Origin of the sequence: Saccharopolyspora cebuensis (assembly GCF_039542665.1) — a bacterium.
GTDB lineage: Bacteria > Actinomycetota > Actinomycetes > Mycobacteriales > Pseudonocardiaceae > Saccharopolyspora > Saccharopolyspora cebuensis.
Genome location: NZ_BAABII010000031.1, coordinates 1 through 15,904 on the forward strand (window position 1 = coordinate 1; position 15,904 = coordinate 15,904).

Sequence of the window (15,904 nt, forward strand, 5' to 3'; positions counted from 1 at the left end):
CCCCCGGGAGGTACAGGCGACATTTCCGCAGGTCAATCCTGTACCCCCCGGGAGGGAGCCCTAGATAGAGAGAGCGAAGCTCTCTCTACGAGAGAGCTTCGCTCGATCGATCGAGCGAGCGCGCCGTCGGCCGTCTCCGACGGTCCGACCGCCGACGCGCCAAACCACGACGTCCGCGAGATGGTGCTCCGGCTGCCCTGGACCGAGGCCGGGCACAGCCTGTCGGTCGGTGAGCTCAACCGCGTCACGACTGCGATCAGCGCTGCCATGACCGAGCACGGGATCTCTCTTGAGCAGGCGCGCGCTCACGCCGAGTCGAAGGTCCGCAGCGCACACACCAACCCGCCGCGGTGGGTCATCGGCGGGTTCGCCGACCCCGACAACCTGCCCGTCGAACTCCCCGAAGCCAGCACCACGCAAGCGTCCGCCGCCCCAGAACCGGCCCCGGAGCCGGAATTCGTGCCCTGGTGTCAGGAGTGCCGTCCGCCGGTGAAAACCCCGCACGGCCTGGCCTGCAGCCCGGACTGCACCACCCATGCCCACTCCGCGGCCTGAACAGCAAACGGCCCGACCGGTCACCTCCTACAGCCACCGGCCGGGCCACGACACCGAAAGGACTCTGATGTCGGCACCCATTATCGACCGCGACGATCCGCAGTACCACCAGGACCCCGGCCCCATGCCGCAGCAGGACATCCCCGCGGAGCAGTCCGTGCTCGGCGCGATGATGTTCAGCGCGGAGATCATCCCCGACGTCGTCGACCAACTCCGCGCGGAACACTTCTACCGCCCCGCCCACCAAGCCATCTACCAGGCCATCTGCGACCTCTACGAACGCGGCGAGCCCGCCGACGCCATCACCGTTGCCAGCGAGCTCACCCGCCGCCGGGAAATCGTCAAGATCGGCGACGCGCCCTACCTGCACACTCTGCTGGCCAGCGTGCCCACGGCGGCCAACGCCGGCTACTACGCCGAGAAGGTCCTCGACGCCGCCGACCTCCGCCAGACCGGCGAGGCCGGTTCAGCGATCACGTCCTACGCCGCGGTCCCCGGAGCCGACGCCGAGCACGTCCTCGAACGAGCCCACGCCCGTCTGCAGGAGGCCATCGAGTTCCGCAGCCGCTCGGGCACCAGCGGCTCGCTCCTCGGCGGCCTGCTGCCCTCCACGCTCGATGAGCTGCAGGCCATCGAGGCCGGCGAACAGCGCGGCATCAGCACCGGATTCCTCGATCTCGACGCCCTCACCACCGGATTCCACCCCGGGCAGATGATCACCGTCGCCGCACGCCCGGGATTGGGGAAATCCTCTCTGGCCATGGATTTCGCCCGCTCGGCCGCGCTGCGGCAGAACCTCGGTGTGGTGATGTTCTCCCTGGAGATGTCGCATTCCGAGCTGACGATGCGGCTGCTGGCCGCCGAAACCCAGGTCCGCCTGGATGCCATGCGCGGCGGCCGCATGAGCGACCAGGACTGGACCCGTGTGGCCCGCCGGGTCGCCGATCTCGACGACGCCCCGCTGGTCATCGATGACAACGCCGCTCTGACCCCCACCGAACTGGCCGCCCGCGCCCGGAAATGGAAACGGACCCTCGCCGCCCGCGGCACCGAGCTCGGCCTGGTCATCGTCGACTACCTCCAGCTCATGACCAGCAGCGCCCGCCGCACCGAGAACCGCCAGCAGGAGGTCTCCGACATCTCCCGCAGCGTCAAACTCCTCGCCAAGGACCTCGGCGTCCCCGTCGTGGCGCTGTCCCAGCTCAATCGCGACGCCGAAAAGCGCCCCGACAAACGCCCGCAGATCGCTGACCTGCGCGAAAGCGGAAGCCTGGAACAGGATAGTGATCTTGTGATCCTGATCCACCGCCCCGACGCCTTCGAACGCGACGACCCGCGGATGGGCGAGGCCGACCTCATCCTGGCCAAGAGCCGCTCCGGACCGACCGGCACGGTCACCGTCGCCCACCAGCTGCACTACAGCCGCTTCGTCGACATGGCCCACCCTGACTGAACACGGACTGGTGATCTTTCCGGTGTGTCCGGCCCGTTGGGCCGGACACACCGTGAAAACCGCAGATCACGTACCGATACCTCCGCGAAGCCCAGCAGTGACAGCGCGCTAACCTGCCCCATCTCCGCAGCAGGACGCGAGGCGACCGAGTTCCGATGGGAGGCGGCCTGGTGACGACCCCGGGGGACCACCCCAACGTCGCAGCTGCCCCGGCCGGTTGCGAACCCGAGCCGATCGGCGCCTCCCTGGAGCACTGGTTCGCCACCAAGATCGATGGAGAGCCCAGCCGGGCGCTGACCACCGGGCTACACGACCTCGACGCGCTGACCACCGGCTGCCGAGCCGGGGAACTCGTGCTCATCGCCGCGCGCCCGTCGACCGGCACAACCGTGCTCGGACTCAAGCTCGCCCGCCACACCGCCATCCGTGAAGGTTTGCCCGCGCTGGTGTTCTCCCCGGCGATGAGCCGCTCCGAGCTGCTCGACCGCGTGGTGTCCGCCGAGACCGGCGTCGACCACGACCGCATCCGCAACAAGCAGCTCACCAACCTCGACCAGCAGCGCATCCGCAACAAGCTCCCCGAACTGGCCTCAGCCCCGCTCTACGTCGAGGACGACGCCCCACTGAGCACGGAGCAGATCAAGGCCACCGCCCAGACCTACCGCCGCCGCAACGGCGTCGAGCTCATCGTCATCGACGCCCCTACCACCGGCGGCAACACCACCCGCGAGCGCCAAGTCGCCGAGATGTCCCGCGCCGCGAAACTCCTCGCGAAGGAGCTGGCCATCCCGGTGGTGCTGACCATGCAGCTCAACCGCGCCTCCGCCCAGCGCCCCGACCCCACACCCCGACTCGACGACCTGGGAAAGGTCGAATCTCTGGATGCCCACCAGGTGTGGCTGTTGCACCGCCCCGAATTCGGCGCCACCACAGAACAGCTCAACCGCGGCCCCGAAGCCCACCGACTAGGCGAACTCCGAATCATCGTCGCCCACAACCGCGGCCACCAGACCGGCGACCGCTGGTTCCGATTCCTCGGCCACCGCCAGGACATCCTCGACGCCGCCCGCCCCGAACGCGCAGCCAGCTGCTTCCCCACCTGGTGAACCAGCAGGTGGGGCGCTCGTGACAAGCGGACCACCTGCACTGTCGAGCAGCCGAACAGCCCTCCACAATCGGCCAACCAGGCCCGCTCACTCGTGCATGGGAGCACACGACCAGGACGCCGAGTCCTCGCTCGGCGAGGAACGGCACCCTCGTGTGCGTGGGGGAGTACCAGCCGGAGTCGGTGCCGGTCGAAGAACGGACCGGCCCACCCTCACGTGCGTGGGGAGCACCCCTGAGCGGTCCTCGGTGATCACGTCCTGAACGGCCCACCCTCACGTGCGTGGGGAGCACCGTTTGCCGCGTCCACGCAGCGCTTCGAGGTCCGGCCCACCTTCGCGTGCGTGGGGAGCACGCCGTGCGGGGCGGTCACCCCGAGCACGGCGGCGGCCCACCCTCGCGTGCGTGGGGAGCACGGGTGGCCGGTGTCGCCGTCGCAGCAGGGCAGCTTGGTGCGTTGCCCGTCGGGCCGGTCGATGTCGGCCAGCCGGTAGAGCTGGGTGTAGACGTCGAGCTCCGGGGAGCGGTCGAGGTGCTGGCCCAGGAGCAGCAGCACCGCGTGGTGTCGGCTGTGGAAGGCCACGATGGCGCGCCAGTTGTCGCGCAGGTGCTTCACGCACAGGTGCTCGACGCCGCCGCCGGTCATCCGGTAGTCCATCGCCCGGCAGCCCTCCCGTTTCAGCTGGGACAGCCAGTTGGTGTAGCTGCGCAGCACCGCCCCGCGCAGCCGGTCACGCTGCCGCTGGGCCAAACGGGTCATCTCGACTTCAACGGGCACATGATCACAATGCCACGTGCGGCCGACGGGCCGGGGTCAGTAGGCCTGGACGACGTCGCCGTCGTGCATCTGCTGCAGGCTCGTGCGCAGGTCCTCGCGGTCAAGGACGGTCTGGTCCTCGAGGTGGTACCAGATGGTGTCCACGAGGTGGCGGGACTGTCCTGCGGCGTGGAGCTGGCGCACCACGTGCCGGACCTGGTGCAGCCGTATCGGTTCGAAGTGGCGCCGGCGCCCATCGAACGTGCGCACCTCGATGAGCAGGCCCCGGTCGGCCCACTCGGCCACGGTCTTGCGGTTGATGTTCAGCAGTCTGCTGGCGGTCACCACCGTCACCGGCGGGACATCCTCGAGCATCCCCCGCATGACCGACTGGATCTTCCGAGCCTGCTCCGGCAATTGCCAGCTGACCTCGACAGCGGTCCGGTCGAGCACCTCGGCCCGGTCGAAGGTGTCCTCGATCCGCTCGTACTCCCGCTCCAGAGCCGAAGCCATCATCGTCACCCCCTACCAACCGCACTCAACTACCCCAAAATAAGCGAAAACAGGGTAGATCGGTAGTGGTCCGTATCACTCAAGCGAGGGAAAAGGAAACCGGTCGTCCCTCTTCACCTCCATGACTTCGCGGCCTGTCCGTGTCGATTCCTTTCACCTTCGGACGTGCCCGGATCCGGGGCCGGTCCCGGTGCGCCGGAAGGGTCCGGCACGAGAGCGGAGGACATCGACGAGCGCGCCCAGGAACGCGCGGTCGGCTCGGTCGCGGTCGCTCTGCACCTGGCGCGGACGGGCCTCGGCGAGGGGCGAGCCCGGCCTCGGCGGGCGGGTGTGCTCGTCGGTCATGGCACCCACCCACTGACCGCGTGCCCGGTGCCTGAACCCGGGGGCCGACCGGGTGCCTGCCGTGCCGGTTGCCGGTGCCCGCCCGGGTTACTGGCCGGGTGCCCCCGGTCTGGCTACCGGCGGGGCAGGCGCACGGAACCTCCGCGACGGTGCGCGCGGTCGCCCCGGTGCGGAGGCCCGGGTGCCTGGCCCGGGTTGCCCCCCGTGGTTGCCGGTCTGGTGACCCCCTGGGTTGCCCTGTGGTTACCCGGCCGGTGCCCGGCCCGGTGACCCCGAGGTGCCCCTGCCCGTCTCCGGTGCTGCCCCACCGGTTCCGGCCCGGGCGGGGCCAGTCGCCACCCGGCGGTGCCTGGTCGTCAGCGGGCGCTCCCAGTGCTCCGGACTACCCCGGGCGAGGCGTGTGCCGCCGAGGACTGAGGGCCGGCGCGACCGCCTCGCGGCGCGCCGGTGCCGCCACGAGGAACCGGCATTCCTGAACGTCCAGTAATGCGCCTCTGACCAGCGAAAACACCCGGCACGCTCTGGGTGTGTGCGGTGTGACCTGCCGAAATGCGGATTTCTGGTCATGCCGCCGGGCTCGCTCATTCGGACCGGACAGCCGTCGAGGCCCCAGTGCCGCCCCGGAAGCCGTTCTCGCGGACGGTGACCGCCCCGCCCGCGGGGAGGCCTGCGCAATTGCGGGCGGAGCCGCAAGCTGTTCCGGGCGCCCCTAAGCGACGTGTCACGCGCGCGAGGCGTTTTCCCAGGTCGCTCTCCCCGCGCAGCTGCTGCGCAAGCCCGGGTTGCACCCCTCGCGCAGCCACCCTCGGTGACCAAATCAGCCCCAGCCGCCGCCTGGCGGCGGAGTGCTCGGCCGGCCCCGCGCCTGCTACGAACGGTCGCCGGCGAAGGGTCCGGGAATCGGGGCCGCGGCCCGTTCGCCGGCTGCCGCGGACGCCGGTCCGAGCGCGCCACCGCGCCGGCCGGTGCGCGACCGCACCGCCCCGTGCCGTGGTGGCGGGCAGGCACCGGAGCACGGCACCGGAGGGGCCACCGGCCCGGCCACACTCCGGGCACCGGAGGGGCAACCACCCGGCCACCGGCAGGGGCACCTGCCGGTCACCTACGGGGGCACCTGCCGGGTCACGAGCCCCCGCCGCAGCGGGGCACCGGCCCCGGCTGGCGAGCGCGGCCGCGGGGCGGTGCCCGGCAGCCGGGGATGCCCGGGCGGCCACCGGTCAGGCACCCGGGCGGCCACCCGGCACCACCCCGGTCAGCACAGCCCCACCCCGGCCGCGTCCTGCCCCGGCCCGGGCTCGTGCGCCCCGCGCCGGCGCGGGGTGACGGTGACTGCGCTGACGGCGCCACCACGTCGAGGCGGACCGGGCCACGGGACCCGCGGGCCGGTGGGCCTGCCGGGGAGGTCACCGCGAGGCAAGCGGAGGTGGGCACCGGACCAGGCACCAGGCACCGCGCCGCCACCCGGGGAGGCACCGCTCAGGTCGAGGAGGCCATGGGCCGCCCGCCGCCACGTGGCGGCCAGCGGCCGGTCGAGCACATGCTGGACAGTCGCAGCCACCTGAACAGCGGAAATACACAGAATGGTTCCGCTAGCGGAACCATTCTGTGTATGGTGTGTGTTGTTCGAGCATTCACAGAGCGAAAGGGGAGGCAGCCATGAGCGTGGACCAGCGCCTGATCCGGGTCGATCAGGGCGCCGCGATGCTCGGCGTCTCCCCACGCCGTGTCCGCGGACTCGTGGCCAACGGAAAGCTCCGCGCGGCCCGCCCGGGCCGGGCCCTGCTGCTCGACCCCGCCTCGGTGCAGCGTCGCCGCGACCTCCCAAAGCACGCGGGACGGCCCTTGTCACCCCGGATGGCCTGGGCGCTGCTGTGGTGGGTCAGCGGGCACCGTCCCGCCTGGGTCTCCCCCACCGAACTCGCCCGCGTCCGCCACTACGCCCGCTCCCGCCCCTGGTCCGACTGGCCCCACCTGCTGCGCAACCGCGCCGAACGGGCCCCGGTGCGGATGCTGCCCGGCACGCTGCGCCGCCTGCGCGACCAGCCCGGCGTGGCCGCCGGCGGGATCAGCGCCGCCGCGCACTACGGCCTGGACCTGCTGCCCGCCGGAGACGAAGCCGAGCTCTACCTGCCCCAGGCGCGGTTCGACGAGCTGCTCGCCGCCCGCCGCGCCCGTCCCGACTCGCCCGATCCCAACGTCGTGCTGCACGTGGTACCCGACTTCCCCTCCGCACCCGGCCTGCAGGCCGGGTACGGCCAGGACGGCAGCCCCCTAGTCCCCGCAGCCGCCGTGGCCGCCGACCTGCTCGACGACGCCGACGAACGCTCCGTCCGCGCCGCCCACCACCTGCTCGACCAGCTCTCCCCGGCCGCAGCGCGGTGAACCCCGCCGCGCAGCGCCCGCCGCTGGGCGCGATCCGGCTGCCCGAGAACCTCCACGCCGACCGCGACGCGATCCTGTGGCCCGCACTGCTCGACCTCGCCGACCACGTCCCAACCCCGTGGGTGCTCATCGGCGGCCAGATGGTCTACCTGCACGGCCTGATCGCCGGACGCGTCCCACCACGGGTCACCGAGGACGTCGACCTGCTCTTCGACCTGCGCGCCGAACTGGAAGGCATCACCAAAGCCGACCGGGTGCTGTCCGAGCTCGGCTACACCGTCGACGGCATCAGCCCGGACGGCCTGGCCCACCGCTACATCCGCGGCGACGGCATGGTCGTCGACATCCTCGGGCCGGACGGGCTCGGTGACCGCGGCATAGAGCTCCGCCTGCGGTCGCCGCACGGGCGGACCGTCGCCGTGCCCGGCGGGTCCAAGGCGCTCGAGTACGCCCACCCCGTCGAGGTGTCCTACCGGGACCGCACCAGCCGGATCTACCTGCCCGACCTGCCCCGCGCCCTGGTCGGCAAAGTCCGCGCGCTGTCGCTGCCCCAGTGCACGTCCCGTGTGAAGTCCCGCCACCTCGACGACATCGCATTCCTGGTCTCCCTCATCGACGACCCCGACGCCTACTTCGACGCCAGGGCACGTCCCGATCCACGTTTCGGCACGTCGGTCACCGCTCTCGACGACCGCAACCACCCCAGCTGGACCAAACTCGGCGACCACGCCGAGGACGCGTTCCTGGCCTGGGAACAACTCCGCCACGCCTGACCCCGTACCGGTGGCCACGAGGCGCGGCGCAGCCCCATGAAAGCTGTTTCCCGCTCCGGGAAGGGGGCCTGGCGGTGAACAGGGGCGTGTCGCTCTGGTGCCGGGGGACGGCATGAGAGGCTTCGTGGTGATCCGAAGTACCGCGAGGGAATCACGGAGCATCCCATGGCCAGAGTGCATGTCATCGCCAATCAGAAGGGCGGCGTCGGGAAAACCACGATCGCCGTCAACCTCGCCGCCGTGACCGTTCAGGTCCAGCTCCCACCGGATGCGCGGCACCGCGTGGAGCAAGGTGAGGAGATCGAGGACCCGCCGGTACTGGTGGTCTCCACCGACCCGCAGGGCTCGAGCACCTGGTGGGCCGAACGGGTCGGCGAGAACGGGTTGCCGTTCGACTACGTGCAGGCCCACGAGAACCCTGAGCAGCTGGCCAAGCTGCGCACCCTGGAGCAGTACAGCGACGTTTTCGTCGACACCCCCGGCAGCCTCGAGCAGGGCCACATCCTGGCCGCCGTGCTCGACAACCTGGAAGACGGCGACGGCGAAGTGCTGGTGCCGATCCCGCCGGAGCCGCTGGCTTTCGACGCCACCGACCGGCTCATCGAGGGCATCCTGCGTCCCCGCGGCCTGCCGTTCCGCCTAGTGATCAACAACTGGGACCCCCGCGACGGACGCGCTGACCTCGACGACACCCTTGCCTATATCCGGGCCAAGGGGTGGTCGATGGCCGGCACCATCATCCGCCGCTACAAGCTGCACACCCGAGCCTCGGTCGAAGGGCTGGTCGTCACCCAGTACCCCCGCAACCGCATCGGCAAGGAAGCCCGGCAGGATTTCAACGAACTCGCCCTGGAGCTGGCCACGGGACGGAGGAACTGATGGGCCGCCGCAAGTCGTTCGTCGAACTCGCCCCGGGCGGACCGATGAACGTCACCGACCCCGCCTCGGCCAACGTGCCGCCCACGCGAGTACCGGTCGACCAATGCGCTCGCCGCCCCGACAACCCGCGCCCGAGCTCGCTGGACGTCGCCGAGCTCGCCGACTCCATTGCCGAGATGGGCCAGCTGCAGCCGGCCACGGTCGCCAGCCGCGAGTCCTACCTTGCCCACCGGCCTGACCATGCCGAGGCCATCGGCGCGGCGCAATGGGTCGTGCTGGCCGGGAACCGGCGTCACGCCGCCTGCGAGAAGGCCGGTGTCGCCGAGCTCCTCGTGCATGTCACCGACGAACAGGTGCCGTCGATCATCGAGATCGGCATCATCGAGAACATCCAGCGCGAGCCCCTGCCCCCGGTACGGGAAGCACACGAGCTCCAGCAGCTCAAGGACCGCTACGGCACCACCCGCGAAGTCGGCAAACGCATCGGCAAGACCCACGTCTACGTGCACCAGCGGCTGTCGCTGCTGCAGCTCGTGCCGCAGCTGCAGACCGCTGTGGACGCCGGGGAACTCAAGATCGCCGACGCCCGGGACCTCGCGAAGCTCCCGCAAGCCAAGCAGATGAGCGCCTACGAGGCCGGGCCGCCCTACGCCGACAAACCCAAACCGGCCCCGGCCGCGGGGGTCGTTCCCGGCGACACCAGCACCTACCAACGCACCAACCTCGACCAGCCCCCGGCCACACCGACCCCTGCCGGGCCGGCCGAGGAGCCGGTGGCTGTTAACGCCGTTACCAAGGAACGCCCCGCACCGGTCGCGGTGGAGGACCCGTTCGGCTCTCCACTGATGTCCGCACCGGACACCGTCACCGAGCCCGCACCGCAGCCGACGGCGGTGGCCACTCCGGCATCGCAGCTTCCCGGGGACCCGTTCGCGCTCGCCGAGCTCATCGAGCGGGAGTACACCGAGGAGCAACGTCGCCAGCTCGTCGAGCTGCTCGCCATCTGACGGCCGCACCAGCACGAGCGGGCCAGCACGCGAATGCGTGCTGGCCCGCTCGTGTCCGGCACCGTGGTAACGCCGTGAACACGTCCACGATGGAACCTCCACGCAGGCGCCGGCCGCGGCGAGCTGTTAACGCCGTTACCAACCTCGCCCTCGTCCTGCGGCGGTGCCCGCAGCGCCGGACCTTGGTAACCGCGTTAACAAGCCCGACAGGACGCTGGCCGTCCCGAACCGCGGTCTGAGGTTGTTAACGCCGTTACCAACCGCCGCCCCTCGCGGCGCGCGCCGCTCCTCTTCGGGTGCTTGGTAACGCGGTGAACGCGCCATGTTCAGCGCCGCGGGGGCACCCCTGCGGCGCGTGCGATGCGGCGCAAGTGCTCCCGTCGGTAGCCGGTCAGGTCCACGAGCTCGGAATCGCGTGGCAGAGCGCGGTCACGCATGACCTCGGCGATCAATGAGTGGAAGTCCTCCCGTGCCTGCGCGGCGGCGTCCTCGGCCTCGGTCAGTTGCTGCCGTGCGTGGCGGATCTCGTCGCGGGCCTGTTCTGCGTCCATATCGGGAGGGTGCCACACGGATGTGGCCACATGAGTGGTTGACGTCGCCACACCGGTATGCCACATTCATGTGGCCACATCAATGTGGCATACCGGCAGGAGGAACCCCATGCGTCGTGCTGCTGTTGCCGATCTCGTTCTCGACGAGCTTCGTCAGGTCCCGCTGGAGATGGCGGATGTCCGGGATGTGCTCGCGGGTGAGTACGCCGAGGCCCCGGACGGGGCGTTCGGGGCGCTGTGCCACCACCTCGACCCCGACCGTGACGCCGACCGGGACGTGGTCGTCGCCCGGTTCGCTCGGGTGGTGGCGCTGGTGGATGACCGCACGGCGGACCGGATTGTCGGGGCCGGTGCGGGCTGGGCGGTGCTGGCCGGGATCGCCCGCGACGACCTCTGAGTGTCCGAACAGTGTGTGGAGGAGGTACCGATGACGACCACGACGGCGACCACGAAGGCGGAGAGCCCGGTTCGGGCGACGCTGGAGGTCATGTTCCGGTCCTACGAGGACTGCGCGCTGGACCGCCCTTCTGACTGCGGCCGGTGGCACGGCTCCCCGCTCGGGATCGCCGAGGCCGTGCTGGCACCCCTCGTCGACCCGGCCCGGTACGCCGGGAGGCCGGACCTCGGCGAGAGGGGACGGCTGGTGCTCTGCTTGGAGAACGCCTTCCCGGCCGCGGCGCGGGAGGCGTCGTTGACGATGCAGGCTGTCCGGAACGCTGTGCGACTGGAACGTCCTGAGCGCTGTTGGACGGACGTGGATTCGTTCGTCTCCTACGCGCGGCTGCTGGCCGTGCTCGTGGCGTGGAAGTAGCCCCACTCCGCGGAGCCTTGGTCACCGCGAGCCCCGCCTGCGGGTGTCGTGGCGCCGTTCAGGACGGGACCAGGGCACGTCCTGACCCCGGTGATCTGCCGGAGTCGTTGATCCCGTGGTCTGTCCTCCCTGGAGGTGGTGGGTGTGTCCGGAACCTGTTCGGCGGCGCGGCATGGCACGCGTAGCGCGTACCGCAATCATGGGTGCCGGTGCGAGGCGGCGCGGGCGGATGTGGCTCGCTATAAGAACGCGTGGGCGCTGGGCCGTCTCGACCTGGTGCGGCCGGGCCGGGTCCCGGCTGTGGGGGTGCGGCGCCGGATCCAGGCGCTGTATGCGCTGGGGTGGCCCGAGAAGGAGCTGGCGGCGCGGTTGGGCTACCGGTACGGGCTGACGTGGATGTACCACCGGCGCCCGACCATCAGCGCGGTCACCGCCCGCCGTGTGGCCGCGCTCTACGAGCAGTTGTGCATGACGCCGGGCCCGTCGGCGCGGACCCGCGCCCGCGCTGCGGCGGCCGGTCACCGTCCACCGCTGTGGTGGGACGACATCGACCACGACCCGGATCCCGCCGGGCCCGCACCTGCCGCTGAGGCCCCGGACTCCGCCGGGGAGGTCGATGCCAGTGCGGTGCAGCGGCTGCTGGCCGGTGACCCGCCGGCGGTGCTGCGGCGGGTGGACCGGCGCGCCGCGGTCGCCGTGCTGCTGCGGCAGGGCATCAGTCCGCCCGAGATCAGCCGCCGCACCGGCCTGCCGGTGGCCGGCGTGCGTCATGACCAGGACGTCCTGCGCTCGCGTGCCTGATCGTCCCGTTCGAGAGGAGATCGTCGTGTCCGAGTCCCGCCGCCCGAACCCCGCCGTGATCGGCAGCCCCGACGACCGTGTCCGCTACGAGGCGGCGCTGGCCACGTCCCGACAGGTGCTGCGCGCCGTCGAACCCGACCACGAGCTCTACTACCAGCGCACCACCACCGCCTCCGGCCCGCTGACCGTGGGGGAGCGGGTCGCCCTGGCGCAGGCCTGCGACCGGATCGCTGATGCCTGCGATCTGGCGGCCCTGGCCTGGGAGGACTACCGCGACGATCTCGGGCTCGGCCGGGCGCAGCGCGATGCGGCGCGACGGTGGCGGCAGGAGGCCGAGCTGCAGCGCGCCGTCGCGGTGATCGCGCCCGCCCACGAGCGCGGCGACCCGTTCGCCGCCTGACTCTCCCGGTCTGCTCGTGCAGAACACGGCCCCGCCCCGGTCGCCGAGAGGTCCGTGTTCTGCCCGCGCCCGACCGGGCGCATCCCTGCCGTTCATGGAGGCTTCCGTGTCCGAGACCTACCGCCCGCTCGTGTTCAGCCTGAGCGCGATCGGGTCACTGACCAGCCACGGCGGTGGCGACTACGTTGTCCAGTCCGACTGGTGCGCGCGGTACAAGCAGACCCGGAGCCCGGAGGGGCGTCGGGCGCTGGCGGCCCACGGTGCGACCTACGGTCTCGCGCAGCTGGCCACGCGGATCGGCGTGTGTGCCACCGCCGGGCTGCGGGTCCCGCTGTTGGCCCAGCTCGCCGGGACCTCGGTTGAGGTCGTGCTCCACGTGCTGGTCGATGACGGCCGCCTGCTGCGGTGGCTGGCGGAGTCGACCGGCAAGGGCGGGTTCCACGCGCTCGGCGGGCCCCGCCCGGTCGTCGGTGTGATCGACGAGTCCGATGGCGAGACCGAGGCCGTCCGCCGCATGTACCTCGTCGATGCCGCCCTGGACGGCACTCCGATGGTCGACCGCGACGAGTACGGCCGGATCGTCGGCACGCACGCGCACGACAACGCCAACCCCTCGACCGGGCGCGCGCTGATGGACCAGGCGCTGCACACCTGGGTGCAGGTCCTCGCTGGCGCGGCCGTCACCACCGCCGTCGCCGCCCGGCTCGCCCGCCGCCGCTGACCCCACCCTGCCCGCCTCTTCGACGCGAGGGGGCGGGCAGGGCGGAGAAGGAGAACGTGCTGTGCTCACGCTGTATGACGAGTTCGCGGGCTGGGGTGGGTCCAGCCAGGGATTCGCCGCTGTCCCCGGTGTTGACCTGGTGATGGCCGCCAACCACGACGAGCTGTCCGTCGAGGTCCACGGAATGAACTTCCCGGACGCCGACCACTACTGCGGTGACGTCGCCAAGGAAGACATCGCACGCTTCCCTTCGGCCGACCTGTTCTGGGCCAGTCCGAGTTGCCCACCGTGGTCCAACGCGCGCGGTGTACGCAGGGATTTCGACCACTCCACCCAGGGAGTGCTGTTCGACGAACAGATCGTCGACCCCTACGTTGCCCGCGCACGAGCCCTGATGCAGGAGATCCCCCGCTACCTCGAAGCGATGAACCTGCGTGGCAGGCCCGTGCTCGCCGGAGTCGTCGAGAACGTAACCGAGTGCCGCAAGTGGGACCAGTGGGGACACTGGCGCAAGCGCATCGAGCTCGCCGGGTACCGCACGCGGCTGATCGCGCTGAACTCCATGCACGCCGCACCACGCACCACTCGGTGGGCGCCGTAGTCACGGGACCGCTTGTACCTGGCGTACTGGTCGGACCGGCTCGGTCGTGACCCGGACTGGGACAAGTGGCTGCGGCCCCGGGCGTGGTGCCCGGACTGCGGGCAGCACGTCGACGCGCTGCAGGTGTGGAAGAAGTCCAACACCGACATGGGCCGCTACCGCACCCAGTACGTCTACCGGTGCCCACGCACGGCGTGCCGGAACCGCGTCATCGAACCGGAGGTGATGCCCGCGGCGTACGCGATCGACTGGTCACTGGATCCGGGGCAGCGGATCGGCGAGCGCGCCAAGCCGCTCAAGGCCGCCACGATGGAACGGATCCGTGCCGGGATCGCCAAGTACGCCGCGGACCCGCTTCTGGCCCCCGCCGGCGGCACCTGGCGTGCGCACGCGACCTCGGTCACCGAGCCGATGCCGACCCGCACCACCCGTGAAGCAGACGGGCTGGTGCTGCCACCGCTGGCGGTGCCGCTGGCAGCCCGGACCGGCGGCAACACCGCCTACCCCGTCACCGCGACACTGCGGACCCAGACCTGCCGCCAGGAGACCGGCCTGGTGCTGCCTCCGGCCACGATCCCGCCGTTCATGACGACGCTGCGCGGCGGCGGCTCGAAGCGCTGCGCTTACGGCGTCGACCAGCCGCTGGCGACCTTCAGCGCCGACGGCTACCACCACGGCCTGGTCACCCCACCCGGCCACGACGGCATGCGCCGCGAGCAGATGCTGGTGGCCTACTACTCCAACGGCTCGACCCAGCAGGTGTCCGAGCCGATGGGGACCCTGACCACGAAGGATCGCTACGCGCTGATCTCGGTCGATCGTGAACTGCCAGCGGTCGAGGACTGCACGTACCGCATGCTCTCGCCGCGCGAGATCGCCGCCGGAATGGCGTTCGCCTCCGGGTACAAGGTCAAGGGCTCGAACCGGGCGCAGGTCCGCGGTTACGGCAACGCAGTCACCCCGCCGGTCTCCGAACTGCTGGGCTGCGCCCTCGTCGAAGCCGTGACCGGTGAAGATATTTCCCGCCACACCACAGCATCCCCGGCTCGAACGCATCCGTGATCGTCCACCACGAACCATCCAGCGAAGGAGCCCCCGTGGCCAAACATGCCCTGCACACCACTGTCCCCGAGCTGTTCGCCTTGGTCGGCCCGCCCGGGGCGGGCAAGTCCACCGTCGCTGCCCGGGTCCGGCCCGGTGCGGTGGTGATCAGTCTCGATGCCGAGCGGGGTGTGGCCGGGTGCTGCCCGGCCGACCAGGCCGCTACCCCGGCCGCGGTCGCCCGGGCCACCGAGCGGGCACGCGCGGCGTTGCGCGCCGGGGCCACGGTGGTCTGGGACGCCACCAACACCGTCGCCGAGCACCGCAGGCTGCTGCTCGAGCTGGCCGCCGCGCACGGGGCCCGGGCCACCGCGCTGGTCGTCCTGCCGGAGCTGGCCACGGTGCTGGCCCGCAACGCCCGGCGGGACGCCACCCCGTGTCCCGGCTGCGGCTGGCCCCGCCGTGTCCCGGACGGGGTGGTGCGGCGGGCCCACGCCGCGGTCACCCTCGCCGCCCCGGCCCTGACCGCGGAGGGATGGGACCGTGTCGAGTGGGACGGGCTGTCCCAGCGGCGGGACACCAGCGGCACCTACCGGGACGCTCCGGCCAGCATGGTCGCCGTGATGTCGGTCCAGCACGGACTGCATGTGTCCCACGCCGGCGACGATGGCGAGATGCTGGTGCTCGGGCACCCGCCGCTGGAGCGCGCCGTGGCCGCGTTCACCGCCGAGGAGGCCCTCATCGGGGACTGTCCCCTCCTGGACCCGGCGGCGTTGCGGCGCTGCTGGGCGCTGCTGGACCGGCCCGGACCGGACTGGGAAGTGACCTACATCGACACCCCCGCACCAGGTGCGTTCCCGGTCACCATCACCACCGTCTGAACCGCGCGCTCTCCGGGGCCGGTCCCTGCCACGGGACCGGCCCCGGAGGCGTGTCGCCACGCTCGGCGGCGTCACCCTTGCCGATGCCGCCCCGACCGCTCGCCGGGCGGCCCGTACCCGGAAACCTGAGCATCGGCGGTGCTGTACAGGCTGGTCACCGGTCTTTGCGGACCGGGCTGGGGGCGGTGGTGCTCTGCGGCGGCACCGATCAGCCCGGCATGAGACTGGCGACCGTTCGGCGCCACAATCCGGCCGATGGTCCGGAATTCGTGGCGGCGGCTGGAGATCGCGCTGGGCTATGTGAAGTCGGCGCGGGCGAAGTTCCGGCC

At 71.4% G+C, this 15,904-nt stretch carries 18 protein-coding genes; 15 read left to right on the top strand and 3 right to left on the bottom strand.

What is annotated here, in order from left to right:
* The first annotated feature begins 180 nt into the window (after positions 1–180).
* From ABD976_RS29110 to ABD976_RS29120, 3 genes are all read left to right on the top strand, one after another.
* Complete coding sequence (locus tag ABD976_RS29110; protein ID WP_345368256.1) at positions 181–555, top strand: hypothetical protein; 375 nt, start codon at positions 181–183, stop codon at positions 553–555.
* 67 nt (positions 556–622) lie between these two features.
* Positions 623–2,008: a replicative DNA helicase gene (dnaB, locus tag ABD976_RS29115; RefSeq protein ID WP_345368257.1), complete on the top strand. Its 1,386-nt coding sequence runs from the start codon at positions 623–625 to the stop codon at positions 2,006–2,008.
* 170 nt (positions 2,009–2,178) lie between these two features.
* Positions 2,179–3,114 carry a DnaB-like helicase C-terminal domain-containing protein gene (locus ABD976_RS29120; protein ID WP_345368258.1) on the top strand — a complete coding sequence of 312 codons (936 nt, stop codon included), beginning with the start codon at positions 2,179–2,181 and terminating at the stop codon, positions 3,112–3,114.
* 251 nt (positions 3,115–3,365) lie between these two features.
* Here ABD976_RS29120 and ABD976_RS29125 read toward each other — a convergent pair whose 3' ends face one another.
* Both ABD976_RS29125 and ABD976_RS29130 read right to left on the bottom strand, forming a co-directional pair.
* Entirely contained in the window at positions 3,366–3,890 is a 525-nt protein-coding gene (locus ABD976_RS29125; protein ID WP_345368259.1) for a hypothetical protein, read from the bottom strand.
* A 36-nt stretch (positions 3,891–3,926) separates the two neighbouring features.
* Positions 3,927–4,382 carry a MerR family transcriptional regulator gene (locus ABD976_RS29130; RefSeq protein WP_345368260.1) on the bottom strand — a complete coding sequence of 152 codons (456 nt, stop codon included), beginning with the start codon at positions 4,380–4,382 and terminating at the stop codon, positions 3,927–3,929.
* Between the two features lie 2,001 nt (positions 4,383–6,383).
* On the opposite strand from ABD976_RS29130, the gene ABD976_RS29135 reads away from it, so the two are divergent.
* The 4 genes from ABD976_RS29135 (at position 6,384) to ABD976_RS29150 (ending at position 9,768) form a co-directional block, all read left to right on the top strand.
* On the top strand, positions 6,384–7,109 hold the full coding sequence (locus tag ABD976_RS29135) for a helix-turn-helix domain-containing protein (protein ID WP_345368261.1): 726 nt from the start codon (positions 6,384–6,386) through the stop codon (positions 7,107–7,109).
* Positions 7,106–7,882 (top strand): nucleotidyl transferase AbiEii/AbiGii toxin family protein, encoded by a 777-nt coding sequence (locus ABD976_RS29140; protein ID WP_345368263.1) that lies wholly within the window; start codon positions 7,106–7,108, stop codon positions 7,880–7,882. The genes ABD976_RS29135 and ABD976_RS29140 overlap by 4 nt, the downstream gene beginning before the upstream one ends.
* 165 nt (positions 7,883–8,047) lie before the next feature.
* A complete protein-coding gene (locus ABD976_RS29145; RefSeq protein WP_345368264.1) occupies positions 8,048–8,761 on the top strand; it encodes a ParA family protein in 714 nt (237 codons plus the stop codon).
* Positions 8,761–9,768, top strand: a complete 1,008-nt coding sequence (locus ABD976_RS29150; RefSeq protein ID WP_345368265.1) for a ParB/RepB/Spo0J family partition protein — start codon at positions 8,761–8,763, stop codon at positions 9,766–9,768. The genes ABD976_RS29145 and ABD976_RS29150 overlap by 1 nt, the downstream gene beginning before the upstream one ends.
* Positions 9,769–10,094: 326 nt before the next feature.
* On the opposite strand, the gene ABD976_RS29155 is transcribed toward ABD976_RS29150, so the two are convergent.
* A complete protein-coding gene (locus ABD976_RS29155; protein ID WP_345368266.1) occupies positions 10,095–10,319 on the bottom strand; it encodes a hypothetical protein in 225 nt (74 codons plus the stop codon).
* Positions 10,320–10,428: 109 nt separating this feature from the next.
* Here ABD976_RS29155 and ABD976_RS29160 point away from each other — a divergent pair, with 109 nt between their 5' ends.
* From ABD976_RS29160 to ABD976_RS29195, 8 genes are all read left to right on the top strand, one after another.
* Positions 10,429–10,716: a hypothetical protein gene (locus tag ABD976_RS29160; protein ID WP_345368267.1), complete on the top strand. Its 288-nt coding sequence runs from the start codon at positions 10,429–10,431 to the stop codon at positions 10,714–10,716.
* 30 nt (positions 10,717–10,746) lie between these two features.
* Complete coding sequence (locus tag ABD976_RS29165; RefSeq protein ID WP_345368268.1) at positions 10,747–11,130, top strand: hypothetical protein; 384 nt, start codon at positions 10,747–10,749, stop codon at positions 11,128–11,130.
* Positions 11,131–11,361: 231 nt separating this feature from the next.
* Complete coding sequence (locus ABD976_RS29170; protein ID WP_345368269.1) at positions 11,362–11,931, top strand: hypothetical protein; 570 nt, start codon at positions 11,362–11,364, stop codon at positions 11,929–11,931.
* A 25-nt stretch (positions 11,932–11,956) separates the two neighbouring features.
* Entirely contained in the window at positions 11,957–12,331 is a 375-nt protein-coding gene (locus tag ABD976_RS29175; RefSeq protein ID WP_345368270.1) for a hypothetical protein, read from the top strand.
* A 106-nt stretch (positions 12,332–12,437) separates the two neighbouring features.
* Positions 12,438–13,052, top strand: coding sequence for a hypothetical protein (locus tag ABD976_RS29180; protein WP_345368271.1), 615 nt, complete (start codon positions 12,438–12,440; stop codon positions 13,050–13,052).
* Positions 13,053–13,113: 61 nt separating this feature from the next.
* Positions 13,114–13,653 carry a DNA cytosine methyltransferase gene (locus ABD976_RS29185; protein ID WP_345368272.1) on the top strand — a complete coding sequence of 180 codons (540 nt, stop codon included), beginning with the start codon at positions 13,114–13,116 and terminating at the stop codon, positions 13,651–13,653.
* Between the two features lie 12 nt (positions 13,654–13,665).
* Positions 13,666–14,715, top strand: a complete 1,050-nt coding sequence (locus tag ABD976_RS29190; RefSeq protein WP_345368273.1) for a DNA cytosine methyltransferase — start codon at positions 13,666–13,668, stop codon at positions 14,713–14,715.
* A 35-nt stretch (positions 14,716–14,750) separates the two neighbouring features.
* The gene (locus tag ABD976_RS29195) at positions 14,751–15,575 is read left to right on the top strand and encodes an AAA family ATPase (protein WP_345368274.1); all 825 of its coding nucleotides are present in this window, start codon (positions 14,751–14,753) and stop codon (positions 15,573–15,575) included.
* The last annotated feature ends 329 nt before the right edge of the window (positions 15,576–15,904 follow it).